Below are 25,721 nucleotides of genomic sequence, written 5' to 3' on the forward strand. Positions count from 1 at the left end.
CACACCCGTCGACGGTTCGCGCTCAGACGCCCGCGAGGGCCCCGGTGCGCTGCCGCGTACGGATGGCGCGGTTCACGCCCGACACGATCGCCTTGAGCGATGCGGTCGAGATGTCCGAGTCGATGCCGACGCCCCAGAGGCGCTCGCCATCGACCTGGAGTTCGATGTAGGCGGCCGCCTGGGCGTCGCCGCCGGCGCTGAGGGCGTGCTCGACGTAGTCGTAGAGCGTCACGTCGAATCCCTGTGCGCGGATGATCTCGAGGAAGGCTGCGACCGGGCCGTTGCCGCGACCGGATGCCTCGAACCGGTCGTCGCCGTCACGCAGCGTGATGTCGAGAGCGACGTCGCCTGACAGGTCGCTGCGGGTGCTGGTCGCCAGCAGCTCGAAGCGTCCCCAGCGCTCGTCGGCGACCTCCGACGGCAGGTACTCGTCGGTGAAGATCTTCCAGATCTGGTCGCTCGTGACCTCGCCGCCCTCGGCATCGGTCTTGGCCTGCACCACACCCGAGAAGTCGATCTGCAGCTTGCGCGGCAGGTCCAGCGAGTGGTCGGTCTTCAGCAGGTACGCGACGCCGCCCTTGCCCGACTGCGAGTTGACGCGGATGACCGCCTCGTACGAGCGACCGAGGTCCTTCGGGTCGATGGGCAGATACGGCACCGCCCACTCGATCTCGTCGACGGTGACGCCGGATGCCGCAGCGCGGGCGTCCATCGCCTCGAAGCCCTTCTTGATCGCGTCCTGGTGCGAGCCGCTGAACGCGGTGAACACCAGGTCGCCGGCCCACGGGCTGCGCTCGTGCACCGGCAGCTGGTTGCAGTACTCGACCGTCCGCTTGACCTGGTCGATGTCGCTGAAGTCGATCTGCGGATCGATGCCCTGCGTGAACAGGTTGATGCCGAGCGCCACCAGGTCGACGTTGCCCGTCCGCTCGCCGTTGCCGAACAGACAGCCCTCGATGCGGTCGGCGCCGGCCATGTAGCCGAGCTCGGCCGCAGCGATCGCGGTGCCGCGGTCGTTGTGCGGGTGCAGTGAGAGGATCACGTTCTCGCGGTGCGCGAGGCGGCGGCTCATCCACTCGATCGAGTCGGCGTAGACGTTCGGCGTCGCCATCTCGACGGTCGCGGGCAGGTTGATGATGACCTTGCGCTCAGGCGTCGGCTCGAAGATCTCGATGACCTGGTTGCACACGTTCAGCGCGAATTCGAGCTCGGTGCCGGTGTAGCTCTCGGGCGAATACTCGTAGAAGACCTTGGTCTCGGGGATGCGCTGCTCGAACTGGCGGCAGAGGCGCGCGCCCTCGAGGGCGATGTCGATGATGCCCTGCTCGTCGGTGCGGAACACCACCTCACGCTGCAGCACGCTCGTCGAGTTGTAGAGGTGCACGATGGCCTGCTTGGCACCCGCGATGGACTCGTATGTGCGCTCGATGAGGTGCTCGCGCGCCTGCGTCAGCACCTGGATCGTGACGTCATCCGGGATGAGGTCCTCTTCGATGAGCTGACGCACGAAGTCGAAATCGGTCTGGCTCGCCGAGGGGAAGCCGACCTCGATCTCCTTGTAGCCCATCCTCACCAGCAGGTCGAACATGATCCGCTTGCGCTCGGGGCTCATCGGGTCGATGAGCGCCTGGTTGCCGTCGCGAAGATCGACGGCGCACCAGCGGGGTGCGGTCGTGATGCGCTGGTCGGGCCAGGTGCGGTCGGGCAGATTCACGGTGATCTGCTCGTGGAACGGCCGATACTTGTGGGTCGGCAGGCCCGAGGGCTTCTGGGTGTTCTCCATGATGTCGTCGCTTCTCTCGTCTGTTCCGAGCTGCTGCCCGATCGGGGCGGCTCGATGCCTGATGATGCGGGCCAACGAAAAGCTCCGCGACGAGGAAGGCCCTAGAACGAGGTCTCGTCGCGGCGGCTAAGAAGGAGAAGCCGGCCGAAGCGCATGGATTCAGGCTACACCCCGTTGCGAGCAGAGAGCGAACGGATGACGGACGGATGCCGCGGCATCCGTTTCTGAGACGATCGGCGTCGACGCGACACCATCGAGACATGAGAGGTCTCCATCGCCCCCTCGGCATCGCCGCCACCGCCGCCGTCGTCATGGTCGCCATCGCCGCGTGCGCGAGCGCGGGTCCCGGCGGGACGCCCGCACCCGCGTCGCTCGGGGCCGTCACCCCGATCCCGCCCGAAGGCGAGGTCTCCGCCACCGGCACCGTGATCGACACCGGCGGCGCCGCACAGCTGTGCCTGGGCGCGGTCGCGGAGTCGTATCCCCCGCAGTGCACCGGGATCCCGCTGGAGGGCTGGACGTGGCAAGGCGTCGACGGCGCGGAGTCGTCGGGTGACGTCACGTGGGGCGCGTATGCGGTGCGCGGCACGTACGACGGCGAGTCCTTCACTTCGACGCAGCCGCCGATCCTCCTCGCCCTGTACGACCCGATCCGGCCGGAGGACCCGACGGGCGGGACACCCGGCACGGGCGACGAGGCGACTCTCGCGGCCATCCAGGACGAGCTCCCCGCCAAGCTCGGCGACGCCTATCTGACCTCTTACCCGCAGGACGGATGGCTCTGGGTCGACGTCGTGTGGGACGACGGGAGCTGGCAGGAGGCCGCCGACGCCGAGTACGGTGCCGACACGGTCGTCATCCGCTCGGCGATCACCGAGACCGGCGGGTGAGCGGGGCTCGGGTCAGAAGCCGAGGCGTCCGAGCTGCTTCGGGTCTCGCTGCCACTCCTTCGCGATGCGCACGTGCAGCTTCAAGAACACCTTGGTGCCCAGGAGCGGTTCGATCTGCGCGCGGGCGCGGGCGCCGACATCGCGCAGCCGGGAGCCCTTGTGGCCGATGATGATGCCCTTCTGGCTGTCGCGCTCGACGACGATGTCGGCGTAGACGTCGGTCAGGTCGGAGTCCTCGCGGGCCTCCACCTCCTGCACGACGACGGCGATCGAGTGCGGCAGTTCGTCGCGCACGCCGTCGAGGGCGGCCTCGCGGATGATCTCGGCGATCCGGTCCTCGGTCGACTCGTCGGTGACGACGCCCTCCGGGTACAGGGCGGGGCCTTCCGGCATGAGGGCGAGCAGCTCGTCGCTCAGGACCTCGAGCTGGTCGCGAGTGAAGGCGGAGAGCGGGATCACGGCGGCCCAGTCCTCGCGGAGCTGGTCCACCTCGATGAGCCGCTCGGTGATCTCGTCGCGGGTCGCGGCATCCGTCTTCGTCACGATCGCGACCTTCTTCGCGCGGCCGTAGCCGCTGAGCGACTCCGCGATGCGGCGATCGCCCGGTCCGACCTTCTCGGTCGCGGGCACGCAGAAGCCGATGACGTCGACGTCGCCGAGCACCTGCTCGACGAGGTCGTTCAGGCGCTGCCCGAGCAGCGTGCGGGGCTTGTGGAGGCCCGGGGTGTCGACGATGACGAGCTGACCGCCGGGGCGGTTCAGGATCCCGCGGATCGCCCGGCGGGTGGTCTGCGGCTTGTCGCTGGTGATCGCGACCTTCTCGCCGACCAGGGCGTTCGTCAGCGTCGACTTGCCGACGTTGGGTCGACCGACGAACGTGACGAAGCCGGATCGCCCCTCGCCGGAGGCAGCGGTCGAGTCGGCCTCGGGTGCCGGTGCGGGGTCTTTGTCGGTCATGACGTCTCTTCCTTCCGAGGCAGCCGGATCTCGCCGGTGCGGGGGCTCACGATGCGGATCTCGCCCGTGCGCGGTGAGCGGCCGACGCCGAGCGCGGGATCGCCGCGCTCGACGAAGACCGTCGAGATCCCGCGCCCGCGCCCGCGGGACGAGCCCCCGGTGAGCACGAGGCCGGCGTATTCGGCCGTGGCGCCGGGCTGCGGCACGCGGCCCAGAGCCTTGCCCAACAGCCCGCCGATGGAGTCGACGTCCTCGTCCTCGAGCTCGAGACCGAACAGGTCGCCGACCTCGTCGAGACCCAGACGGGCGCTCACGCGGTAGTGACCGGGCTCCAGTTCGGTGACTTCCTCGGCGCGCGGGTCGTACTCGTCCGCGATGTCGCCGACGAGCTCCTCGATGAGGTCTTCGAGCGTCACGAGTCCCGACACGCCGCCGTACTCGTCGACGACGAGACACACGTGCACGGCGTCGCGCTTCATCTGCTGCAGCAGCGTCTCGGCCTTCATCGACTCGGGTACGAACACCGCCGGACGCGCGATCCGGCTGATCGGGGCATCCCGCCACCCGGTCTCGTCGCGGAAGCCGAACTGCACCAGGTCCTTGAGGTACAGCACGCCGATGACGTCGTCCGCGTCGTCGTCCACGATCGGCATCCGCGAGACGCCCTTCTCGAGGAACAGCGTCATGGCTTCGCGCGTCGAGGTCGAGGCATCCACCGTCACCATGTCGGTGCGCGGCACCATCACGGCCCGCACGAACGTGTCGGTGAAGTCGAACACCGAGTGGATCAGCTCGCGGTCGTCCTGTTCGATGAGTTCGTTCTCGGCCGCCTCGTCGATGATGCTGAGCAGCTGCTCCTCCGACGCGAACGACGAGCCTCGCGACGCGCCCGGAGTGATGCGCGTGCCGAGCGCGACGAGCCCATGCGCGAGCGGGCCCAGGATGATGCGTACGCCACGAACCACCGGAGCCGCCCCGCGGAGCAGCCCGCGGGCGTGCAGCCGGCCCACCGATCGCGGGCTGGCGCCGACGACGACGTACGAGACGCCGGTCATGAGCAGGGCCGCCGCCAGCATCGCCCACCAGATGTTGTCGAACAGGTCGACGAAGGCGACGGTGACGAGCACGGCGGCCGTCGTCTCGGCCAGCACGCGGATGAAGATCACGGCGTTGGCGTGCGCGTCGGGATCGTCCGCGATCTTCCGCAGCGACGCCGCGTTGCGCCCGCCTGCTCCGAGCTCGGCGAGGTCGGCGCGGGAGGTGACGCTGAGCGCCGCGTCGATCGCAACCATGAGGGCGCCGAACGCGAGCAGGAGCGCTGCGGCGACGAGAAGGAGGGCGGCGGTCATGCGCGAGGTCGTCGGCGTTCGGATGCCTGGAACGAGGTGATGAGCTCGCGCTGCAGTCCGAACATCTCCCGCTCCTCCTCCGGCTCGGCGTGGTCGAAGCCGAGGAGGTGCAGCAGGCCGTGCGTGGTCAGGAGGATGAGCTCGTCGAGCGTGGAGTGCTTCGCGGCGACCGCCTGGGTCTCGGCGACCTGCGGGCACAGCACGATGTCGCCGAGGAGGCCCGCAGGCGTCGGGGCGTCCTCGGTGCCGGGACGCAGCTCGTCCATCGGGAAGCTCAGGACGTCGGTCGGTCCAGGCTCGTCCATCCACTGGACGTGCAGCGCCTCCATCGCGCCCTCGTCGACGAGGAGGATCGCGACGTCGGCCTCGGGGCTGACGTGCAGTTCGGCGAGGTTGTGCTCCATGAGCCGCAGCAGGACCGTCTCATCGACGGCGATCCCCGATTCGTTGCCGATCTCGATGGTCATGGGCGTCCTCGCTTCGGAAGGTGGTCACGGGGTCCGCCGGTGCGGGCGGTGGCGGCACGCCGCTCGGCGCGGTTGGCGAACTCGGAGGCCTCGTCGCGCTCGCGACGTGCGGCGAGCCGGCGCTCGTCGTACTCGCTGTAGGCGTCGACGATGCGGCCCACCAGCGTGTGGCGCACGACGTCGTCGCTCGTCAGGTACGAGAAGTGGATGTCGTCGATGTCGCCGAGCACGCGCGTCACCAGCCGCAGACCCGACGCGCCCTGCGGGAGGTCGATCTGCGTGATGTCGCCGGTGACCACCATGCGCGTGCCGAAGCCGAGGCGCGTGAGGAACATCTTCATCTGCTCAGGCGTCGTGTTCTGGGCCTCGTCGAGCACGACGAACGAGTCGTTGAGCGTGCGGCCGCGCATGTACGCCAGCGGCGCGACCTCGATCGTGCCGGTCGCCATGAGCTTGGGCACGAGCTCGGGGTCCATCATCTCGTTGAGCGCGTCATAGAGCGGCCGCAGGTACGGGTCGATCTTGTCGGTGAGCGTGCCCGGGAGGAAGCCGAGCCGCTCCCCCGCCTCGACGGCCGGCCGGGTCAGGATGATGCGGCTGACCTCCTTGCGCTGCAGCGCCTGGACGGCCTTCGCCATAGCGAGATACGTCTTGCCGGTACCGGCCGGGCCGATGCCGAACACGATCGTGTTCTCCTCGATCGCGTCGACGTAAGCCTTCTGGCCGAGGGTCTTCGGGCGGATGACCTTGCCGCGCGACGACAGGATGGCCTCGCCGAGCACCTCCGACGGGCGGAGCCCGGCTTCGCTGCGGAGGATGCGGTTCGACGACGCGACGTCGTCCTCGCCGAGCGACTGGCCCGCCTTCGTCATCGCGAGCAGCTCGTCGACGAGCGTCCGCGCCGCGGCGACGGCCGGCGCCTCGCCCGTGAGCGTGATCTCGTTGCCGCGCACGTGCACATCGACACCCGGGTGCTCCTTCTCGACGACCCGCAGCAGTCGGTCCTGCGGACCGAGGAGCTGCACCATCGCGACGCCGTCGACCTCGACGTGGTCGCTCACCGTCTCATGACCGGGTTGATCAGGCACCGATGCTCTTCTCTTCGAGGCCCCCCGCGAGCACATGGGCGTGCACGTGGAAGATGGTCTGGCCCGCGTTCGGGCCGGTGTTGAAGACCAGGCGGAAATCGCCGTCCGAATGCTCGGCGGCGACCGTGTTCGCGAGTCCCACGAGCTCGGCCATGAGGTCAGGGTCGCCCGCGGCGAGCTCGACGACGTTGCGGTACTCCTCGGTCTTGGGGATCACCAGCAGGTGCACAGGCGCCTTCGGGGCGATGTCACGGATGGCGAATGCGTTCTCGGTCTCTGCGATGATCTCGGACGGGATATCGCCGTCCAGGATGCGCGTGAAGATCGAATGTCCACTCATGTCGCAAGTCTACCGACGGGCCCCCTCGGCAGGATCCGGGACCGGTCGGGTGATCCTGTCGAACCGTCACCACCGCCCGAGTGCGGTGCTGACGACGGCCAGCGCCGCGGGACCCGCGGTCGACGTGCGCAGCACCGTGTCGCCGAGGCGCACGAGTCGCGCGCCCGCGGACGCGAGGGCGTCGAGCTCTTCGGGGGCGATGCCGCCTTCGGGTCCGACGACGAGCACGATGTCGCGCTCCTCATCGGGCTCCACCGCGAGCGCGCTGAGCCGCTCTGTGGCCGTCGGCTCGAGGACCAGCACGACGGATTCCGGCGCCCGGCGCGCGAGCGCCGCGGTCGTGGTCAGCTCCGCCACCGCCGGCACCCACACGCGGTGGGCCTGCTTCGCGGCCTCCCGCACGATGGTGGCCCAGCGGGCGCGGCCCTTCACGGCCTTCGCCGCGTCCCATCGCGAGACGCTGCGTGCGGCCTGCCACGGCACGATCTCGTCGACGCCGAGCTCGGTCGCCGCCTGCACGGCGAGCTCGTCCCGATCCCCCTTGGCCAGCGCCTGCACGAGCACGATCCGCGGGCTCGGGGCTGCGGCATCCGTCCGTCCGTCGATGCGCACGATCACCTCGCGGGGCGCGACCGACTCGACCGTGCCGGTCAGCCACGCTCCGCGCCCGTCGCCGACCGTGACCTCCTCGCCGATGCGCACCCGGCGCACCGTCGAGGCGTGGTGGGCCTCCGCACCGGTGAGCGTCACGGCGTCGCCGGGAGCGGCGCCGACGGGCTGGTCGAGGAGGAAGTGCAGCGCCACCGGTCAGCTGTTCCGGAAGCGATCGCGGAGCTTCGCGAACAGGCCCTGGTGGAACTCGGCGAGCTTGGGGGCCGGCGCCTTGGTGCGCTTCGCGAAGTCCTCGATGAGGGCGCGCTCCTTGTGGTCGAGGCGCGTGGGCGTGACCACGTGCACGCCGACCTTGAGGTCGCCGCGCTGCGAGCCGCGCAGCGGCGTGATGCCGCGGCCCTTGATCGTCAGGATGTCTCCCGCCTGCACGCCTGCCCGCACCTCGAGGTCGACCGGGCCGTCGAGCGACTGGATGGTCGTCGTCGTGCCGAGGATCGCGTCGGGCATCGACACTTCGAGCGTCGCCAGCAGGTCGTCGCCGTCACGGCTGAACACCTCGTGCGGCTGCACCGTGACCTCGATGTACAGGTCGCCGTTGGGGCCGCCCGCCGGGCCGACCTCGCCCGACCCCGGCAGCTGCAGGCGGAGCCCGGTCTCGACGCCGGCCGGGATGTCGAGCGACACGGTGCGGCGGGCGCGCACGCGGCCCTGGCCCTGGCAGGTGGCGCACGGGTACGGGATGGTGGTGCCGTAGCCCTGGCACACGTTGCACGGCTGCGTCGTGACGACGTTGCCGAGGAGGCTGCGCACCTGGCGCTGCACATTGCCGGTGCCGTGGCAGATGTCGCACGTGACGGGGCTCGTCCCGGGCTGGCAGCAGGAGCCCTGACAGGTCTCGCACACCACGGCCGTGTCGACCTCGATGTCGCGGTGCGTGCCGAACACGACATCGCCGAGCTCGAGCGTGACACGGACGAGGGCGTCCTGGCCGCGCTCGCGGCGCGATCGGGGCCGGCCCCCGCGCGAGCCGCCCGCCGCGCCGAAGAACGTCTCGAAGATGTCGTTGAACCCGCCGAAGCCGCCGGCGCCGCCGAACGGCGAGTCACCGCCGCCCATGTCGTAGCGGGCGCGCTGCTCGGGGTCGCTGAGGACGTCGTACGCGTGCGTCACGAGCTTGAAGCGCTCGGATGCCTCCTCGCCCGGGTTCACATCCGGGTGCAGCTGACGGGCCAGCCGCCGGTACGCCTTCTTGATCTCGTCGGTGGAGGCGTCGCGTGAGACGCCGAGGACCTCGTAGTGGTCAGCCACTTTCGCCTTCCTGCCGCGGCCGCGCCGCGGGATCGTGTGTGCGCGCGTGCGTCAGCGGGAGCTGTCGTCCTGCTCGAGCATGCGCGTGAGATAGCGCGCGACGGCGCGGACCGTCGCGAGGTTCGTGGGGTAATCCATGCGCGTCGGGCCGAGCACGCCGACGCGGGCGAGAGAGCCCGTCGCGTCGTAGTCGCTGGCGACGACGGATGCCTCGGCCAGGCCGAACGCCTCGTTCTCGCGGCCGATGCTCGCCGCGAGTCCCTGCTCGTCGGCGACCATCTCCCCCATCAGCCGCAGCAGCGTCACCTGCTCCTCGATCGCCTCGAGGAGCGGATAGATGCTGCCGCGGAAGTCGGATTCTCGGCGTGCCAGGTTGGCGCTGCCGGCCATCACGAGCTTGTCCTGGCGGAACTCCTCGAGCTCCTCGGCGACGGCGCGGACGATCTCGTCGGTCGCGCGCTCGTGCGCCGGAGCCTGCGCATCCCGTCCTTCGAGGCGCTCGGCGATGCGCTGCAGTCCTTCGCGGACGGGCCGGCCGACCAGCAGGGTGCCGAGCCCCGCACGGATGTGCGCGAGGTCGACGTCGTCGAATTCCTCGCCGACGAAGGTCAGGCGCTGCGACACGCGTCCCGTGTCGGTGACGACGATCACCAGCATCCGTCCGCCGCCGAGCTGGACCAGCTCGACGTGGGTGACCGTCGCGCGCGCGAACGAGGGGTACTGCACGATCGCGACCTGGCCGGTCAGCTGCGTGAGGGCGCGCACGGTGCGCACGAGGACGTCGTCGAGGTCGCCGGAGCCGTCGAGGAACGAGGCGATGGCCGCCCGCTGGGCCGGCGACAGCGGCCGGAGCTCCGCGAGATGGTCTACGAAGACGCGGTAGCCCTTGTCAGTCGGTACGCGGCCCGACGAGGTGTGCGGTGCGACGATGAGCTCTTCGTCCTCGAGCAGCGCCATGTCGTTGCGGATCGTCGCGGCCGACACTCCGAAGGCGTGCCGTTCGACGATCGCCTTGCTGCCGACCGGCTCGCGCGTGTCGACGTAGTCCTGGACGATCGCCCGCAGCACCTGCAGACCCCGTTCGCTGACCATCCCGCCTCCTCACGCCGCAGCTGGCACTCGCATGACTGGAGTGCCAATTCTATCCGATGGCCCTGTCAGGATCGTCGAGCGACGCCGAGACAGATTGCGAAGCCGTCCCACGCACGATCGCTCCGGGCTAATCGGTGAGCGCCCGCACCACCGCATCGGCGAGCAGACGCCCACGCCGCGTGAGCACGACCCTCCCGCGCAGGGCGGCAGGACCCTCGATGAGTCCGTCCGCGATCAGCGCGGCTACCGCGTGACGGCCTTCGCCGAGGAGCTCCTCGACGGGGAGCCCCTCGCGGATGCGGGTGCGCAGCAGCACGCTCTCGAGGTTCCTGGCCGAGGCATCCGGGATCTCCCGTCCGGCGGCCGGCGACTGCCCCGCGGCCAGCCGTTGCGCGTAGGCGGCAGGGTGCTTGACGTTCCAGAACCGCACGCCCGCGACGTGGCTGTGCGCGCCGGGGCCGAAGCCCCACCAGTCGGCGCCGACCCAGTAGGCGAGGTTGTGGCGGGAGCGGTGCGCGTCGCCGCGCGCCCAGTTCGACACCTCGTACCATTCGAACCCTGCTTCCCCGAGCAGATCGTCGGCGAGCTCGTACATGTCGGCTTGCAGGTCGTCGTCGGGTGCGACGACCTCGCCACGGCGGATCTGGCGGGCGAGCTTGGTCCCGTCCTCGATGATGAGCGCGTACGCGGAGATGTGGTCTGACTCGAGGGACACAGCCGCCTCGAGCGAGGTGCGCCAGTCGTCGAGCGATTCGCCCGGAGCGCCGTAGATGAGGTCGACGCTGACGTCGAGCCCCGTCTCGCGCGCCGCAGCCACCGCGGTGCGGACGTTGTCGGGATCGTGCGTGCGATCGAGGGCGGCCAGGACGTGCGGGACGGCGGACTGCATGCCGATGGACAGGCGCGTGACACCGGATGCCGCGAGCTCGGCCGCCACCGCAGGCGTCACCGTGTCGGGGTTGGCCTCGACCGTGATCTCGGCGCCGTCGGCGATGCCGAACGTGTCGCGCACGCCGGCCAGCATGCGTGCGAGGTCGCCGGGCGGGAGGAGAGTCGGCGTGCCGCCGCCGAAGAACACCGTCGACGCGGGGCGGTTGCCTCCGGCGCGCTCGAGAACGGGCGCCGACAGCGCGATCTCACGAAGGAGCGTGTCGGCGTACTCGTCCTGTCGGGCGCCGCGCAGCTCGGACGACGTGTACGTGTTGAAGTCGCAGTAGCCGCAGCGGACACGGCAGAAGGGGACGTGCAGATACACGCTGAAGTCGGCGGCCGGATCGATGCGCGTGCCGGGCGGCAGCGAGCCGTCCGAGGGAACGGGCTCGCCGAGCGGAAGAGCGGAGCCCATCAGCGCCTCACGCGGGGGTCGTGTACAGCGGCGAGATCGCGCGCAGGTACCGCGTGAACAGCTCGCGACGACGGCGCTTCGTGAGCCCCGGGAGCATCCGGTACAGCACGGCACGGGGCGCGTCGAACGCGCGGACGGTGAACCACACCTCGTCGTTGTCGTACCAGTCGAGCATGAACGACTCCTCGCCGCTCACCACGGAGTCGCTGACGGTCCCGAGCGCGAAGCCGACCCGCCGAGGCTCTTCGACGGCGAAGATGACGCGAAGCTCCGCGTCGGCACGGAGCCCCTTGACGCGGCCGTCGACGCGGATCGTCGTGCCCGCGCCGACGAACGGGGTGCCGTCGACGTCGAAGCGCTGCTCGGCCTCGGATCGGCTGGGCTTGACGGGGTTGCCCTCCGCGTCGAAGCTCACCCCCGAGTACATGGGCCCGGACGCGGGGCGCACGTCGCTGACCTCGAGCCCGGCACCGCGCTGCGCGGTCCATGACATGAGCGCTTCGCTCGCGGCGCGGAAGCGGGCTTCCCCGCTGCCGATCCGCCAGGACTGCTCCGCCGGGATGCTGCGCTCCGGCGGATACTGCATCAGGTCCGGCGCTTGGGTCGCCCCGACAGCGGCATAGTCGACGGTGTCGTCACGGAAGGTTCCTCGACGCATGGATTCCAGCCTACTTCGCGAGTCGCATCACTTCTTGGCAGGACCCTCGACGTCGCCTGAGAGCGCGGCGATGAACGCCTCCTGGGGGACCTCGACGCGACCGACCATCTTCATGCGCTTCTTTCCCTCCTTCTGCTTCTCGAGGAGCTTGCGCTTGCGGGAGATGTCACCGCCGTAGCACTTGGCGAGGACGTCCTTTCGCATCGCGCGGATGTTCTCGCGGGCGATGATGCGGGCGCCGATGGCTGCCTGGATGGGCACCTCGAACTGCTGGCGCGGGATGAGCTTGCGCAGCCGCTCGGTCATCATCGTGCCGTAGGCGTACGCCTTCTCGCGGTGCACGATCGAGCTGAACGCGTCGACCTTGTCGCCCTGCAGCAGGATGTCGACCTTGACGAGGTCGGCGGTCTGAGAGCCGGCGGGCTCGTAGTCGAGACTCGCGTAGCCCTGCGTCTTGGACTTGAGCTGATCGAAGAAGTCGAACACGATCTCGCCGAGGGGCATGTGGTAGCGCAGCTCGACGCGGTCCTCGCTGAGGTAGTCCATGCCCAGGAGGGACCCACGGCGGGACTGGCACAGCTCCATGACGGTGCCGACGTAGTCCTTGGGCAGCAGGATGCCGACCTTCACGACCGGCTCGGACACCTCCGCGACGCGCCCGTCCGGGTACTCGCTCGGGTTGGTGACGACGACGGTGTCGCCGGTGTCGGTGGTGACCTCGTACGTCACCGAGGGCGCGGTCGTGATGAGGTCGAGGTCGAACTCGCGCGAAAGGCGCTCGGTGATGATCTCGAGGTGCAGAAGCCCCAGGAAGCCGCAGCGGAAGCCGAAGCCGAGCGCCACCGATGTCTCGGGCTCGTACTGCAGGGATGCGTCCGACAGCTTGAGCTTGTCGAGCGCCTCACGCAGGTCGGCGTAGTCGCTCTGGTCGATGGGATAGATCCCCGAGAAGACCATCGGCTTCGGGTCGGTATAGCCGGCGAGCGCCTCGGTCGCGGGCTTGCGCTGGTTGGTGACGGTGTCGCCGACCTTGGATTGGCGTACGTCCTTCACGCCGGTGATCAGATAGCCGACCTCACCGACGCCGAGCCCCTTCGTGGGGACGGGCTCCGGGCTCGACACGCCGATCTCGAGGAGGTCGTGCGTCGCCTTCGTCGACATCATCTGGATGCGCTCGCGCGGCTCCAGCTTGCCGTCGACCATGCGGACGTACGTCACGACGCCGCGGTAGGAGTCGTACACCGAGTCGAAGATCATGGCGCGGGCCGGGGCATCCGCGTTCCCCTTCGGAGCGGGGATCTGCTCGACGATGCGGTCGAGCAGCGTCTCGACGCCCATCCCGGTCTTGCCGCTCACTCGCAGCACGTCGTCGGGCGAACCGCCGATGAGGCCGGCCAGCTCTGCGGCGTACTTCTCGGGGTCGGCGGCCGGCAGGTCGATCTTGTTGAGCACGGGGATGATGTGCAGGTCGTTCTCGAGCGCGAGATACAGGTTCGCGAGGGTCTGCGCCTCGATGCCCTGCGCGGCGTCGACCAGGAGGATCGCACCCTCGCAGGCGGCCAGCGAACGCGAGACCTCATAGGTGAAGTCCACGTGGCCGGGGGTGTCGATCATGTTGAGCGCGAAGGTCTGATCGGCGGCGGCCCACGGCATGCGCACGGCCTGCGACTTGATCGTGATGCCGCGCTCGCGCTCGATGTCCATGCGGTCGAGGTACTGCGCGCGCATGTCGCGGTCGGAGACGACACCGGTGATCTGCAGCATGCGGTCGGCCAACGTCGACTTGCCGTGGTCGATGTGGGCGATGATGCAGAAGTTGCGGATCAGCTCGGGCGGCGTGGCAGAGGGCTCGAGGGGCTTCAGGGCGCGCGGTGACATGTCCAGACGATTGTACGGGTGCGCGCCCCTCGACGAACCCCGGGGCCGGTGTCAGGGTCGGGCCGGAGCGGGGATGCGACTCAGCCCTTCGAGCAGCTCGTCGCGGTCGCTGGCCACGCACACGCGGATCCAGCCCTCGCCCGAGGCGCCGAACGCGCTTCCCGGAGCGACGGCGACCCCCTCCTCGTCGAGGAACCGCTCGCACCACGCGACGACATCGCCGCCGGAGACATGCGCGACGTCGATCCAGAGATAGAACGCCCCTGTGGGGTCGAGGTAGCGCAGACCCCGTGCGTCGAGGAGCGCCGTCGCGGCGGCGAGGTTGTCGCGGTAGTGCGCCGCACTGCGCCCGACCGCCGCCTGGTCGCCGGTGAGCGCCTCGGCGGCCGCCCGCTGCGACGGCTCATCGACGCAGCTGACCACGGACTCCTGCACGCGCAGCATGGTCTGCCGCCATCCCGGAGGTGTGACCAGCCACCCGACCCGCGCTCCGGTCATCGCGTAGGTCTTCGACATCGAGAACACCGACAGCACGCGGCCGTCGTCATCGAGGGTCGCGGGGCTCACGTGGCGCTCGCCCCACGTGAAGCGCTCATACACCTCGTCGCTGATGAGCCACAGGTCGTGGCGGCGCGCCAGAGCGATCAGCGCCTCCAGCGTCGGGCGGTCGAACGTCGACCCGAGCGGGTTGGAGGGGGTGTTCACGATGATTCCTCGCGTCCGCGGCGTGACCAGCGACTCGAGCTCGGCGAGATCGGGCTGGAACGCGCGCCCGGGGCGCAGCGGATACGGCACCGGCGTCGCCTGCAGGAGATGGGCGTTCATCGTGAAAGTCGTGTAGCCGGGGTCGGGCACGAGCACTTCGTCGCCCTGCGACAGGGTGAGCGCCATCGCCAGATGCAGCGCCTGGGTCGCGCCGACCGTCACCCAGATCTGCTCGAGGTCGACGTCGAGGGCGTTCTCGCGAGCGAGCTTGTCCCGGATCGCTTCCCGGAGCGCCGGGATCCCGCCGTTCGGGGTGTAGCGGATCGCACCCTCGCGCCACGCCTGGGAGGCGGCATCCCTGATCCGCTCCCCGGCGACCTCTCCCGGCTCGCCCACCGCGAGGATGATCGTGCCGGGGCGGCGCAGGGCGCGCTCGAGGATGTGACGCACACCGGAACCCGGCATGCGCGCGACGTGCGGGGCGATCTCGGGCATGCCGCCATGCTAAGCGGGCGCGCGCGGCTACCCTGGCGTCATGGTCGTCCAGGTCGTGCTCGTGCACGGCATCCGGACGTCTGCGACCATGTGGCGCGCCCAGGAGGAGTACCTGACGGCCCGAGGCAATCCCGTCACGGCCGTGGACCTTCCCGGCCACGGCTCGCGGATGGCCGAGGATTTCACGCTCGAGACGGTGTTCGAGACGATCGACTCCGCGGTGCGCGCAGCGGCGGAGCGCGGCCCGGTGCTGCTGTCGGGGCACTCGATGGGCGGCCTGCTGTGCATCGAGTACGTGGGCGCCGAGAAGCCGCCACCGGTCGCGGGATTCATCGCGGCATCCTGCACCGCGATCCCTCGCGGCGTCGCGCTCGCCACGTACCGCGTGCTCGCCCGCGGCTTCGACGCCCTGCCCGATCGTGGCATGTGGCTCACCGATCGCATGCTCGACCGCATCCTCCCCGAAGAGACCCGCGCCGATTTCGGGGCCGGCGGGTACGCGCTGGATGCCCAAGACGTCGCGCTGCGCAGCCTCTCGGTGCTCGACCTGCTCGCGGCCCTGCATCGCATCGACGTGCCGCTGTGGTTCGTCAACGGGCAGTGGGACCAGCTCCGCGTGAACGAGAAGCTGTTCATGAGGGTCGCCCAGCACGCCGAGCTCATCGTCGTACCGCGGACGACCCATCACGTGACGGTGATGCGGCCGCGCGTGTTCGACGCGGTGCTCGAGGTGGCGCTCACGACTCTCGAGGCCTCACAAGGCTGACGCGGCGCGCTCCCGGCTGCGGATCGCATACGTCATCAGTCCGCCCGCGATCGACAGGATGCCTCCCACGAGGAACAGCAGCCAGAAGCCGCCCACGAGGGCGACGAGACCGGCGCCGAGGAGTGGGCCGATGAGCTGACCGAGGCTCGCCGAGACGTTCACGAAGCCGAGGTCGCGGGCGTGGTCCTCGGGATACGGGAGCAGGTCCGTGCCGAGGGCGAGCCCCACCGACATGTACGCGCCGTACCCGACGCCGAGGAGCGCGGCCGCGATCATCGCGGTCGAGAGCGACGGGGCCACCACCAGGATGATCGACGCGAGCCCCTGGACGACTGCCGACCACACGACGAACGGGATCCGTCGCCCGGTGCGGTCCGACATCCACCCCGACGCGATCGAGGAGCCCACCACGAACAGGGTGTAGACGAGGATCAGGAGCAGCAGCTCGTCCTCGGCCGTCGCTGGGTCGCGCTGCAGACCGTACAGCAGGAAGAACAGCAGCAGGCCGGTCCCGAGCGCGTTGCCGATGTTCACGGTGAGCCGCCCGGCGAGCAGCCACGCGAAGTCGCGATCGCGCAGCGCTGCCAGCCGTTCGCCGAGCGTGCGCACCTGGCGGGCGACGGCGACGTCGGAGCGCGCCGGCGGGTCGGGCAGCAGGAGCGCCGACGCCGTGCCGACCACCGCCAGGAAGCCGGCGAGCACGAGGTACCCGACCACGACGCCGAGCTCGAGCAGCACGATCACGCCCACGCCCACGACGATGCCGAGCGCCTGCGACGAGGAGACGGCGGCGGATGCTGCGCCCCGCTGCGTCGTCAGCTGGTCGGCGATGAGCGCGGTGAAGGCCGCGGAGGCGACCGCGACGCCGACAGAGACGCCCACCCAGGCGAGTCCCACACCCCACGGTCCGGACGCGAACGCGATGGCGGCGAGCGACGCGGTCCCGAGCCACACTCCGCCGAGTGCCCAGGGGCGCCGGCGCCCCATCCTGCCGCGCGTGCGGTCGGACAGGCCGCCGGCGACAGGCGCGGCGATCACGCCGGCGATGCCGCCCATCGCCAGCACGAGGCCGGACGACACCACGCCCGACACCCACCCGTCGGGGTCGTCGGGCGTGTTGAGCTGCAGCGGGATGAGCAGCTGCAGCGGCGTGAGCTGCACGGTCCACAGCGCGAGCCACGCGAGCGTGAAGAGCGTGAACCATCCCACGCCGACCTTGGCGCCCTGCCGGGCGCTCATGCGCGCGCCTCCGCGATGAGGGCGCGGTACCAGTCGAACGACGCCTTCGGGGTGCGTGCCGAGGTGTCGAAGTCGACGTGGACGAGACCGAACCGCTGGGTCCAGCCGTCCGCCCACTCGAAGTTGTCCAGGAGCGACCACACCGTGTACTCCCGCACGTCGACGCCGTCGGCGGCGGCCGCGCCGACGGCGTCGATGTGGCCCGCCAGGTACGAGATGCGGTCGGAGTCGCGGACGGGGCCGTCGACGTGGTCGGGCTCCGGGAAGGACGCCCCGTTCTCGCCGATCACGAGCGGCGGCAGACGGTCGCCGTAGCGTTCGCGGAAGTCGAGCAGGAGGCCGGTGAGGGCCGCGGGCACGATCGGCCACTCGGATCCGAAACCGGTGACGGGCGCGCCGGGCGTGGGCACGATCGCGAACGGGACAGGGCTGTCGTCGGGACCGGCGGCGACCGTCGTCGGGTTGTAGAAGTTGATCCCGTAGAAGTCGCCCGGCGCCGAGATCAGCTCGAGATCGCCCTCCTCGACGGGCATCGGCGGGATCCCGAACGCCTCGAGGTCGGGGTAGGCGCCGGTCAGCACGGGGTCCGCGAAGACGCGGTTGTGGAGCACGTCGTACACGGCGGCGGCCGTGAGGTCGGCATCCGCCTGCGACGCCGGAAGCACGAGGGTGTGGTTGTTGACGATCCCGACCTCCTCGGCCCCGGATGCGCGCAGCGTTCGCACGGCGAGGCCGTGCGCGAGCAGCTGGTGGTGCACCGTCGGCAGTGCGCCGAACAGCAGCTGCCTTCCCGGCGCGAGCGTGCCGACGGCGTAGCCCTGCAGCGACGTCGAGACCGGCTCGTTGAGCGTGTACCAGTGACGGATGCGGTCGCCCAGCGACTGCGCGACGATCTCGGCGTACTCGCCGAAGCGCAGCGCCGTGTCGCGAGTGAGCCATCCGCCGCGCTCTTCCAGGACGCTCGGGAGATCCCAGTGGTACAGCGTCGCGAAGGGCGTCACCCCCGCCGCGAGCAGGTCGTCGGCGAGGCGTCGGTAGTAGTCGAGCCCGGCCTGCCGGACCGGGCCGCCGGGCTCGGGCTGCACCCGCACCCACGAGATCGAGAAGCGATAGCGGTCGACGCCGAGCGCGGCCAGCAGCTCCACATCCTCGCGGTGACGCCGGTAGCTGTCAGGACCCGGGTCCGCCGTCGCCCCGTCCCGCACCGCGCCGGGCGTCGCGACGAACTCGTCCCAGATCGACCGTCCGCGTCCGTCAGCGGCGCGCGAGCCCTCGACTTGGAAGGCGGCGGTCGCCGCCGACCACCGGAAGCCCGGCGGGAACGGCGAGAGATCGACGGACGGATGCTGCGGCACGGCGGACTCCTTCGTCACTGAGCGCGTTCGGGTGAGCACGCTCCCACGCGTAGATCATGCATCATGGAAGGGCTTCGCCGCGCACGCCTGTGAGTGTCAATGGCTCCTCGGTTCACCTGATAGAATCCTTGTTTGGCTTGCGTGTGGGTTCGCCCTCACGACCGCCGCGAAGCGCCCCTCTCTCGCTGACCGGCACATCAATCCGATTCACCTTCGAACGAAAGAACGTCGACACGTGGCGAACATCAAGTCGCAGATCAAGCGCAACAAGACCAACGAGAAGGCGCGCGAGCGCAACAAGGCCGTCAAGAGCGAGCTGAAGACGCACGTCCGTCGTACCCGCGAGGCGATCGCGGCCGGCGACAAGGCCGCGGCCGAGAAGGCGCTGGGCACGGCTACCAAGAAGCTCGACAAGGCCGTCAGCAAGGGCGTCATCCACAAGAACCAGGCGGCGAACCGCAAGTCGGCCATCGCCAAGCAGGTCGCCGCTCTCTGAGCTTCTGACAAGCTCCGCGACTCCGAGTCGCGTGAAGGCCCGTCCCGAAAGGGGCGGGCCTTTCGCTTGCGCTCGCGGGCGTCGTGTCAGGCACCGTACGGCGCGCGCGTGGCGATCACCGTGATCATGCGCTCGAGCGCGAACACCGCGTCGCGCGAACCGCCCTTGACCTCGGCATCCGCCCGTGCCGTCGCCTGGATCGCGCGGCCGAGGCTCTCTTCGTTCCAGCCGACCAGGTCGCGACGTGCGCGATCGATCTGCCAGTCCTTCATGCCCAGTCGCGAGGCGAGGGCCTTCGCCGGCTCGCGGTTGCCCGCGACCCGCGCCATCGTGCGCAGCTTCATGGCGACGGCCGCGACGAGCGGCACCGGGTCGGCCCCCGAGGCCAGGGCGTGCCGGAGCGCGATGAGCGCCTCGCCGTAGCGCCCCGCGATCGCCGTGTCGGCGACCGTGAAGGCCGACGTCTCGACGCGGCCGCCGTAGTAGCGCTCGACGACCTGCTCGGTGATGTCGCCGGGGACGTCCGCGATGAGCTGCTGGCACGCCGCCGCGAGCTCGGTGAGGTCGTCGGCGAACGCGGAGACGAGCGCGCGCAGCGCGGTCGGCGCGATGCGCTTCTTCGCTGCCTGGAACTCGCCCGCGGCGAAGTCGAAGCGGTCCGAGTCGCGCTTGACGGCCGGGCACGCGATCTCGACGCCCGAGCCCTCCCCCGCACGGATCGCGTCGAGCAGCTTCTTGCCGCGCACGCTCGCACCGGTGTGCCTGAGCACGACCGTCGCGCCGTCCTGCGGGGCGGCGAGATAGGCGACGGCCTCGGCGAGGAACGTGTCGGAGCACTTCTCGACGCCGCTCACCCGGACCAGTCGGGGCTCGCCGAACAGCGACGGCGACGTGACGCCGAGGAGCGTTCCAGCGGCGTAGTCGTCGGCGCGGATGTCGGACACCTCGAGCGTGGGGTCCTCGGCACGGAGATAGTCGCGCACGCCCGCGATCGCCCGTTCGGCGCAGACCTCCTCCGGCCCCGAGACGAGCACGATCGGCGCCGGCTGCGGAGCCCGCCAGGACAGCTGGGGAATGGCGCTGCGCGCGGCCTTCGCGGGTGCTCGGCGTGCGGGGGAAGCCATTCCCCCAGCCTACCGACGCCCACCGACGGCGGCCGCGTCCCCTCATCCGCCGCGGTCGCGCCAGATAGACACCGAACCGGTCTCGGAGATCCACAGCGCGATCGCCCCGTCGCGGTCGGTGCGAAGGATCTTCGCATCGACGTCGACGAGCATCGCCAGGGCCGCGTCGCGCGGATGCCCGTAATCGTTGTCGGCGCCCACGGTGACGAGCGCGATCGACGGCTGTGCCGAGGCGTAGAGCCCCGCGTCCTGGTCGGCGCTGCCGTGATGAGCGGTCTTGACGATCACGTAGGGCGGGTCCAGCGCCCCCGATGCGGTCAGCAGCCGCTGCGGAGAGGCGGAGAGGTCGCCGAGCAGGAAGGTCGGCGGGATGCCGCCGCCGCGGACGTCGAGCACGACGCTGGCGTCGTTGCCCGGCGGGAAGGCCCGACTGCCGGTCTTCGGCCAGAGAACCCGCCATCGCGCGCCTCCCAGTGACCCGCTGAGGCCGGCGGAGGCCTCGGTCGCCCGGGCGCCCCGCGCCGTCAGCGAGGCGATCGCCGCCTGCCCCGTGGCGTCGCCGGGTCCGTGGAGCACCGAGCCGACACGACCGCGCACGGCGTCGAGCCCGCCGATGTGGTCGAGGTCGTAGTGCGTGAGGACGAGCAGGTCGATGCGATCGAGGCCCGCCCGCGAGAGGCAGGCGGCGAGCGGTTCGGGGTCGGGCCCGGTGACGACCAGCGCGACGGCGCCCTCCGACCGGAGCAGTACGGCATCGCCTTGGCCGACGTCGCACGCGAGCACCGCCCAGTCGCCGGGCAGCGTCCATCGGCCGGCGATCGTGGTCAGGGCGCTCGCGCCGATCCCGCCACCGGTCAGCACGGCGACGACCACGATCGCGGTCACGCGCGCAACCCGTCGAGCCCGCGAGCCGCCGCGGTCGAGTGCGATGGCGAGCCCGATCGAAAGGCCGACCCCGGCGAGGGCCACCGCGCCGGGGATGCCCTCCAGCCAGGGCAGCGCGTCGCCCGGGAGCGCCGAAGCGGTCGAAGCCGTCGCGGCGATCCACGATGCCGGCAGCCAGGCGAGCACAGCGAGACCCGACTGCAGCCACGGAAGCGGTGCGCTGAGACATGCCGCCAGCCCGAGCACGGTCGCCGCCGGTGCCGCGGGGCCGGCGAGGAGGTTCGCGAGCACGCCGTAGACGGGCACGGTCGGCTCGATGAGGATCAGGAGCGGGCCGCACGCGAGCTGCGCGGCGAGCGGCACCGCCAGGGCGAGTGCCAGCGGCCGCGGGACCGCTCTGGCGAGACCGGTGGCGAGCGGGCGCGCCCACAGCAGCAGCGACCCTGTCGCGACGACCGAGAGCGCGAATCCCAGTGAGGAGGCGAGCCAGGGATCCAGCACGAGGAGCAGGGCGACGGCCACCGACAGCAGCGCCATACCCGCGCCGGAGCGGCCGAGCAGCACCGCGAGCATTGCGATCGCGGCCATGGCCTCCGCGCGCAGGACGCTCGGCTCCGGCGTGACCAGGAGCACGAAGCCGGCGAGCACCGCCACTCCGCAGGCGACGCGGAGCCTCCTCGAGGCACCGAGTGCGGCGGCGAGGGCGAACGCGATGCCGACGACGAGCGCGCAGTTCGCACCCGAGACGGCGGTGAGGTGCGACAGTGAGGACTCCTTCATCGCCGCGTCCAGGGACGGCGACACGATCGACGTGTCTCCCACAGCCAGCCCCGGGACGAGCCCCGCGCCCGCGCCAGGCAGACCGTGCACCGCCGCGACGAGCCCCCGGCGCAATCCACCGGCGACCGCTGCGGCCCCGCCCGGCGGCTTCACCACCTCGACCCCGCGCGACGCCAGCACCTCGAGCACCGCCCGCTCTCCCGGTCGCCCGGGCCCCGCGGTGCCGTGGGCGTCGATGGTGGAACCGACGTCGAGCTGCCACGGGCTGTCGACGTCGTCCGGTGAGACGCGCACCGCGATCTCGACATCCGCGCCGTGGCTCTCGTCGCCGATCGTCACGCGCGACGCCCACGCATCGAAGGCGAGCGAGCCGTCGGCGCGTCGCTCGATCTTGCCGACGACGTCCGCGCGGACGTCGACGGCCCGGCCGCCGGTGAGAGCGAGATCCTCGACGGCCGTCCGGGCCGGCTGTGCGAGGGCGACGTGGGACGCCGCGGCCGCGGAAGCCGCCCCCGCGAGCACGACGATCACGAGCACGCGGTGCACAGCGGCGCGAGGCATCCGCCATCGCGCGCGCAGGCGGCTGCGCCGAGACGGAACGTCGTCGTGTGCGCTGAGGCTCACCACAGCCGTCGTCAGGCCGAGGACGACGGCCCAGAGGGACAGAGCGATCCAGGGCGCTGCCGAAGGAGCGAGGATCGCGACGGCCGAGACAGCCCAGCACGCGCCCGCGACCGGCACCAGCCGCAGTCCGAGTCGGCCACGCACATCACACCGTCACCAGGTCGCGCAGCGACTCGAGCATCTTGTCGCCGATTCCGGGGACGGCGAGGAGATCCTCGATGCTCGTGAACCCGCCGTTGTCGTCGCGCCACGCGATGATGCGCTCGGCCAGCGCGGGACCGATGCGCGGGAGCGTCTCGAGCAGGGTCGCGTCCGCCGAGTTGAGGTCGACGCGCGTGTCGGCGGATGCTGGGGGTCCAGGTGCTTCCGCTGTCGGCGCTTCCTCCCCTTCGTGCGGCACCGGCAGCTGTTCGCCGTCGTCGAGCGTGCGCGCCAGGTTGACCTCGTCGCGGTCCGCGTCGTCGGCGAACCCGCCGGCTGCCGCGATCGCGTCGACGACACGGGAGCCGGCCGGGAGCACATAGAGGCCAGGCGTGCGCACCGCACCCGAGACGTGCACGTAGAGCCTGGACGCGGGCGTCGCCGATGCCGCGGGCGTCTGGTCGATGACGACCTCATCGACCGGTGACATCGCTGCGCGAACGATGCCGATCCCGACGGTGATAGCCAATGCGGCGATCACGAGCACGATGACGGCGCCTCGCGCGAGACGTCGACGCGCGGCGAGGTGCTCGGCCGACGCGCTCTCGGAGCGGTCGCCGGCTGTCACGGACCCACGCTATGAGGCGGAAGGGGCCCGAGACGGAGCGGGTCCCGGGGATGTGCATACCCCGGGACCCGCTCTTCCTGTGGAGGAAGCTCAGTGCGTGCTGAAGCTCACGACCTTCGGTGGGCGGACGACCACACGCGTGATCTCGCGGCCCGCGAGCGAGCGGACGACCTTCTCGTCGGCGCGCGCGAGTCGCTCGAGCTCGGCGGCATCGATGCGCGCAGGCACCTGGAGGGTGCCGCGCACCTTGCCGTCCACCTGCACGACCGCGGTGACGCTCTCCTCGACGAGGAGGGTCGGGTCGGCGGTGCGCCACGGCACCAGGCCGACGAACCCGTCGTACCCGAGGATCTCCCACATCTCCTCCGCGAGGTGCGGAGCGAACAGGTCGAGGACCATCGCGGTGGCCTCGGCGGCCTCGCGAACGGCCGGGTCGGCGGGTCCGGCGCCGGTGTCGATGACCTTGCGCGTCGCGTTGACCAGCTCCATGAGGCGGGCGACGACGACATTGAACTTGGTCTGCTCGACCAGCCCGGGAGCGTCCGCGAGCAGGCGGTGGGTGACACGGCGAAGTGATGCGTCGCCCTCGGCCCACACCACGTCGGGCTCGCTCGTGACGTCCGTCGCGACGCGCCAGGCGCGCGCGAGGAACTTCTGGGCACCCGTGGTCGACACGTCCTCCCAGTTGATGTCGTCCTCGACCGGGCCGGCGAACGCGATCGCGGTGCGCACCGCGTCGGCGCCGGGGTCGATCATGCTCGAGGCGAACTCGACCAGGTTGCCCTTCGACTTCGACATCTTCGAGCCGTCCAGGAGCACCATGCCCTGGTTGATGAGGCTCGAGAAGGGCTCGGTGAAGTCGATGAGCCCCATGTCGAAGAGGACCTTGGTGATGAACCGCGCGTAGAGCAGGTGCAGGATCGCGTGCTCGACGCCGCCGATGTACGAGTCGACGGGAGCCCAGCGGTCGGCCTCGCGGGACGGGAACGCCTCATCGGGGTCGTTCGGCGCCAGGAAGCGGAGGAAGTACCACGAGCTGTCCACGAACGTGTCCATCGTGTCGGGGTCGCGCAGCGCCGGCTCGCCCGTCTCGGGGTCGGTCGCCTGCATCCACTGCGTTGCGCCCCCCAGGGGCGACGTTCCCTTGGGTGCGAGGTCGAGTCCGTGCGCGTCAGGCAGGCGCAGCGGCAGCTGGTCCTCGGGGACGGGCACGATGCGGCCGTCCTCGGTGTGGATCATCGGGATCGGCGTGCCCCAGAACCGCTGACGCGAGATGAGCCAGTCGCGGAGGCGATACGACTTCGCGGCGCGGCCGGTGCCGGCGGCTTCGAGCTGCTCGATGATGCGCGCGATGGCGTTGCGCTTGGAGAGGCCGTCGAGCGAGCCCGAGTTGATGAGGCGTCCCTCGCCGGTCAGAGCGATGCCGGTCGTCCCGGGGTCGAGGTCGGCCAGCGTGTCGAGGGGGCCCGGATCGATCGGCACACCCTCCTCGTCGAGCTCGATGACCGGGATCGCGCCCGTGATCGGCGCCGTGGTGTCGACGACGACCTTGACGGGCAGGTCGAACGCCCGCGCGAAGTCGAGGTCGCGCTGGTCGTGTGCGGGCACGGCCATGACGGCGCCGTGGCCGTAGTCGGCCAGCACGTAGTCCGCGGCCCAGATGGGCAGGCGCTCCCCGTTGACGGGGTTGACGGCGAAGCGGTCGAGGAAGACGCCGGTCTTCGGACGATCGGTGCTCTGGCGCTCGATCTCGGTCTCGCGCTGCACGCTCTCGAGGTAGTCCTGGAAGCGCATGCGCACGTCGGCCGACGAGCCGGCGGCAAGCTCGGCGGCCAGGTCGCTGTCGGGGGCCACGACCATGAAGGTCGCGCCGTGCAGCGTGTCGGGTCGGGTCGAGAAGACGGTGACCTTCTCGGCGCGGCCCTCGATCTCGAAGTCGATGTCGGCACCCACCGAGCGGCCGATCCAGTTCCGCTGCATGCGGATGACCTTCTGCGGCCAGAAGCCCTCGAGCTGGTTGAGGTCGTCGAGCAGGCGGTCGGCGTACTCGGTGATCTTGAAGTACCACTGCGTGAGCTTCTTCTTGATCACCTCGGCGCCGCAGCGCTCGCAGTGGCCGTCGACGACCTGCTCGTTGGCGAGCACGGTCTGGTCGTTCGGGCACCAGTTGACCGGGCTCTCCTTGCGGTAGGCCAGGCCGCGCTCGTAGAGGCGCTGGAACAGCCACTGGTTCCAGTGGTAGTACTCGGGGTCGCTCGTGTGGAGGATGCGGCTCCAGTCGTAGGACGAGCCGTACTCGCGGAAGCTCTTCTTGTGCTGCTCGATGTTCGCGTAGGTCCACTCGCGCGGGTCGGCCCCGCGCTGGATCGCCGCGTTCTCGGCGGGCAGGCCGAACGAATCCCACCCGATCGGGTTCAGCACGTTGTAGCCGCGGTGACGCCAGAACCGCGCCACGATGTCGACGTAGGCGTAGCTCTCGGCGTGACCCATGTGGAGGTCGCCGGAGGGGTAGGGGAACATGCCGAGCACGTGCTTGCGGGGGCGCGTGTCGTCGGCGCCGCCGGCGCGGAACGGGTCGGCCTCGGCCCAGCGCGCCTGCCACTTCTGCTGGATCGAGTAGGCGTCATAGCCCTCTGTGGGCGCAGAGGTGTCGGGGGTTTCGGTCTGACTCACGTGGAAAGTGCCAATCATGGAAGCCGGAAAGCGCGCGCAGCGC

General features: G+C 70.6%; 22 protein-coding genes. 3 read left to right on the forward strand and 19 right to left on the reverse strand.

Annotated features, from left to right (window positions below):
• Window positions 1-22 precede the first annotated feature (22 nt).
• Window positions 23-1,783 carry a 2-isopropylmalate synthase gene (gene leuA, locus RS82_RS19815; RefSeq protein ID WP_045302931.1) on the reverse strand — a complete coding sequence of 587 codons (1,761 nt, stop codon included), beginning with the start codon at window positions 1,781-1,783 and terminating at the stop codon, window positions 23-25.
• Window positions 1,784-2,043: 260 nt separating this feature from the next.
• Between leuA and RS82_RS19820 the strand changes: the two genes are divergently transcribed.
• A complete protein-coding gene (locus RS82_RS19820) occupies window positions 2,044-2,673 on the forward strand; it encodes a hypothetical protein (RefSeq protein WP_045302671.1) in 630 nt (209 codons plus the stop codon).
• Window positions 2,674-2,685: 12 nt separating this feature from the next.
• Here RS82_RS19820 and era read toward each other — a convergent pair whose 3' ends face one another.
• The 12 genes from era to RS82_RS19880 all read right to left on the reverse strand — a co-directional run bounded on the left by era (window position 2,686) and on the right by RS82_RS19880 (window position 14,967).
• Window positions 2,686-3,630, reverse strand: a complete 945-nt coding sequence (gene era / locus RS82_RS19825; protein WP_045302673.1) for a GTPase Era — start codon at window positions 3,628-3,630, stop codon at window positions 2,686-2,688.
• Window positions 3,627-4,979 (reverse strand): hemolysin family protein, encoded by a 1,353-nt coding sequence (locus RS82_RS19830; protein WP_045302674.1) that lies wholly within the window; start codon window positions 4,977-4,979, stop codon window positions 3,627-3,629. The genes era and RS82_RS19830 overlap by 4 nt, the downstream gene beginning before the upstream one ends.
• Entirely contained in the window at window positions 4,976-5,446 is a 471-nt protein-coding gene (gene ybeY, locus RS82_RS19835; RefSeq protein WP_045302676.1) for an rRNA maturation RNase YbeY, read from the reverse strand. Before ybeY ends, RS82_RS19830 begins: the two co-directional genes overlap by 4 nt.
• The gene (locus RS82_RS19840; protein ID WP_084695790.1) at window positions 5,443-6,474 is read right to left on the reverse strand and encodes a PhoH family protein; all 1,032 of its coding nucleotides are present in this window, start codon (window positions 6,472-6,474) and stop codon (window positions 5,443-5,445) included. Before RS82_RS19840 ends, ybeY begins: the two co-directional genes overlap by 4 nt.
• Before the next feature lie 52 nt (window positions 6,475-6,526).
• Window positions 6,527-6,874 (reverse strand): HIT domain-containing protein, encoded by a 348-nt coding sequence (locus tag RS82_RS19845; protein WP_045302684.1) that lies wholly within the window; start codon window positions 6,872-6,874, stop codon window positions 6,527-6,529.
• Window positions 6,875-6,940: 66 nt separating this feature from the next.
• On the reverse strand, window positions 6,941-7,678 hold the full coding sequence (locus RS82_RS19850) for a 16S rRNA (uracil(1498)-N(3))-methyltransferase (protein ID WP_045302686.1): 738 nt from the start codon (window positions 7,676-7,678) through the stop codon (window positions 6,941-6,943).
• Window positions 7,679-7,681: 3 nt separating this feature from the next.
• Window positions 7,682-8,794 carry a molecular chaperone DnaJ gene (gene dnaJ / locus RS82_RS19855; RefSeq protein WP_045302688.1) on the reverse strand — a complete coding sequence of 371 codons (1,113 nt, stop codon included), beginning with the start codon at window positions 8,792-8,794 and terminating at the stop codon, window positions 7,682-7,684.
• A 51-nt stretch (window positions 8,795-8,845) separates the two neighbouring features.
• Window positions 8,846-9,886 (reverse strand): heat-inducible transcriptional repressor HrcA, encoded by a 1,041-nt coding sequence (gene hrcA / locus RS82_RS19860; RefSeq protein ID WP_045302690.1) that lies wholly within the window; start codon window positions 9,884-9,886, stop codon window positions 8,846-8,848.
• Between the two features lie 127 nt (window positions 9,887-10,013).
• Entirely contained in the window at window positions 10,014-11,231 is a 1,218-nt protein-coding gene (gene hemW, locus RS82_RS19865; protein WP_045302692.1) for a radical SAM family heme chaperone HemW, read from the reverse strand.
• A gap of 7 nt (window positions 11,232-11,238) precedes the next feature.
• On the reverse strand, window positions 11,239-11,889 hold the full coding sequence (locus RS82_RS19870; protein ID WP_045302694.1) for a DUF1990 domain-containing protein: 651 nt from the start codon (window positions 11,887-11,889) through the stop codon (window positions 11,239-11,241).
• A gap of 27 nt (window positions 11,890-11,916) precedes the next feature.
• The gene (lepA, locus tag RS82_RS19875) at window positions 11,917-13,767 is read right to left on the reverse strand and encodes a translation elongation factor 4 (protein WP_045302696.1); all 1,851 of its coding nucleotides are present in this window, start codon (window positions 13,765-13,767) and stop codon (window positions 11,917-11,919) included.
• A 51-nt stretch (window positions 13,768-13,818) separates the two neighbouring features.
• Complete coding sequence (locus RS82_RS19880; protein WP_045302698.1) at window positions 13,819-14,967, reverse strand: pyridoxal phosphate-dependent aminotransferase; 1,149 nt, start codon at window positions 14,965-14,967, stop codon at window positions 13,819-13,821.
• A gap of 40 nt (window positions 14,968-15,007) precedes the next feature.
• On the opposite strand from RS82_RS19880, the gene RS82_RS19885 reads away from it, so the two are divergent.
• Window positions 15,008-15,733 carry an alpha/beta fold hydrolase gene (locus RS82_RS19885; protein ID WP_045302700.1) on the forward strand — a complete coding sequence of 242 codons (726 nt, stop codon included), beginning with the start codon at window positions 15,008-15,010 and terminating at the stop codon, window positions 15,731-15,733.
• Here the strand turns inward: RS82_RS19885 and RS82_RS19890 are convergent.
• Both RS82_RS19890 and RS82_RS19895 read right to left on the reverse strand, forming a co-directional pair.
• Window positions 15,722-16,972, reverse strand: a complete 1,251-nt coding sequence (locus RS82_RS19890; RefSeq protein ID WP_045302702.1) for an MFS transporter — start codon at window positions 16,970-16,972, stop codon at window positions 15,722-15,724. The two genes, RS82_RS19885 and RS82_RS19890, sit on opposite strands and share 12 nt — an antisense overlap.
• A complete protein-coding gene (locus tag RS82_RS19895) occupies window positions 16,969-18,327 on the reverse strand; it encodes a GH1 family beta-glucosidase (protein ID WP_045302704.1) in 1,359 nt (452 codons plus the stop codon). The genes RS82_RS19890 and RS82_RS19895 overlap by 4 nt, the downstream gene beginning before the upstream one ends.
• 235 nt (window positions 18,328-18,562) lie before the next feature.
• Between RS82_RS19895 and rpsT the strand changes: the two genes are divergently transcribed.
• Window positions 18,563-18,823, forward strand: a complete 261-nt coding sequence (gene rpsT / locus RS82_RS19900; RefSeq protein WP_045302706.1) for a 30S ribosomal protein S20 — start codon at window positions 18,563-18,565, stop codon at window positions 18,821-18,823.
• An 86-nt stretch (window positions 18,824-18,909) separates the two neighbouring features.
• Here the strand turns inward: rpsT and holA are convergent, their stop codons facing one another.
• The 4 genes from holA to leuS form a co-directional block, all read right to left on the reverse strand.
• Window positions 18,910-19,947 carry a DNA polymerase III subunit delta gene (gene holA / locus RS82_RS19905; protein ID WP_045302707.1) on the reverse strand — a complete coding sequence of 346 codons (1,038 nt, stop codon included), beginning with the start codon at window positions 19,945-19,947 and terminating at the stop codon, window positions 18,910-18,912.
• A 42-nt stretch (window positions 19,948-19,989) separates the two neighbouring features.
• Window positions 19,990-22,380, reverse strand: coding sequence for a ComEC/Rec2 family competence protein (locus tag RS82_RS19910; protein ID WP_045302708.1), 2,391 nt, complete (start codon window positions 22,378-22,380; stop codon window positions 19,990-19,992).
• Window position 22,381: 1 nt separating this feature from the next.
• On the reverse strand, window positions 22,382-23,005 hold the full coding sequence (locus RS82_RS19915) for a ComEA family DNA-binding protein (protein WP_045302709.1): 624 nt from the start codon (window positions 23,003-23,005) through the stop codon (window positions 22,382-22,384).
• Window positions 23,006-23,095: 90 nt separating this feature from the next.
• The gene (gene leuS, locus RS82_RS19920; protein ID WP_157005696.1) at window positions 23,096-25,696 is read right to left on the reverse strand and encodes a leucine--tRNA ligase; all 2,601 of its coding nucleotides are present in this window, start codon (window positions 25,694-25,696) and stop codon (window positions 23,096-23,098) included.
• Window positions 25,697-25,721 lie beyond the last annotated feature (25 nt).

It is taken from the genome of Microbacterium trichothecenolyticum, from assembly GCF_000956465.1.
GTDB classification, from domain to species: domain Bacteria; phylum Actinomycetota; class Actinomycetes; order Actinomycetales; family Microbacteriaceae; genus Microbacterium; species Microbacterium trichothecenolyticum.

Coding starts and splice junctions, on each gene's coding strand:
- leuA (WP_045302931.1), bottom strand. CDS start 1,783: ATGGAGAACACCCAGAAGCCCTCGGGCCTGCCGACCCACAAGTATCGG.
- RS82_RS19820 (WP_045302671.1), top strand. CDS start 2,044: ATGAGAGGTCTCCATCGCCCCCTCGGCATCGCCGCCACCGCCGCCGTC.
- RS82_RS19845 (WP_045302684.1), bottom strand. CDS start 6,874: ATGAGTGGACATTCGATCTTCACGCGCATCCTGGACGGCGATATCCCG.
- ybeY (WP_045302676.1), bottom strand. CDS start 5,446: ATGACCATCGAGATCGGCAACGAATCGGGGATCGCCGTCGATGAGACG.
- RS82_RS19870 (WP_045302694.1), bottom strand. CDS start 11,889: ATGCGTCGAGGAACCTTCCGTGACGACACCGTCGACTATGCCGCTGTC.
- RS82_RS19890 (WP_045302702.1), bottom strand. CDS start 16,972: ATGAGCGCCCGGCAGGGCGCCAAGGTCGGCGTGGGATGGTTCACGCTC.
- era (WP_045302673.1), bottom strand. CDS start 3,630: ATGACCGACAAAGACCCCGCACCGGCACCCGAGGCCGACTCGACCGCT.
- hemW (WP_045302692.1), bottom strand. CDS start 11,231: ATGGGCTCCGCTCTTCCGCTCGGCGAGCCCGTTCCCTCGGACGGCTCG.
- hrcA (WP_045302690.1), bottom strand. CDS start 9,886: ATGGTCAGCGAACGGGGTCTGCAGGTGCTGCGGGCGATCGTCCAGGAC.
- RS82_RS19880 (WP_045302698.1), bottom strand. CDS start 14,967: ATGCCCGAGATCGCCCCGCACGTCGCGCGCATGCCGGGTTCCGGTGTG.
- RS82_RS19885 (WP_045302700.1), top strand. CDS start 15,008: ATGGTCGTCCAGGTCGTGCTCGTGCACGGCATCCGGACGTCTGCGACC.
- RS82_RS19840 (WP_084695790.1), bottom strand. CDS start 6,474: ATGGTGCAGCTCCTCGGTCCGCAGGACCGACTGCTGCGGGTCGTCGAG.
- leuS (WP_157005696.1), bottom strand. CDS start 25,696: ATGATTGGCACTTTCCACGTGAGTCAGACCGAAACCCCCGACACCTCT.
- RS82_RS19830 (WP_045302674.1), bottom strand. CDS start 4,979: ATGACCGCCGCCCTCCTTCTCGTCGCCGCAGCGCTCCTGCTCGCGTTC.
- lepA (WP_045302696.1), bottom strand. CDS start 13,767: ATGTCACCGCGCGCCCTGAAGCCCCTCGAGCCCTCTGCCACGCCGCCC.
- holA (WP_045302707.1), bottom strand. CDS start 19,947: ATGGCTTCCCCCGCACGCCGAGCACCCGCGAAGGCCGCGCGCAGCGCC.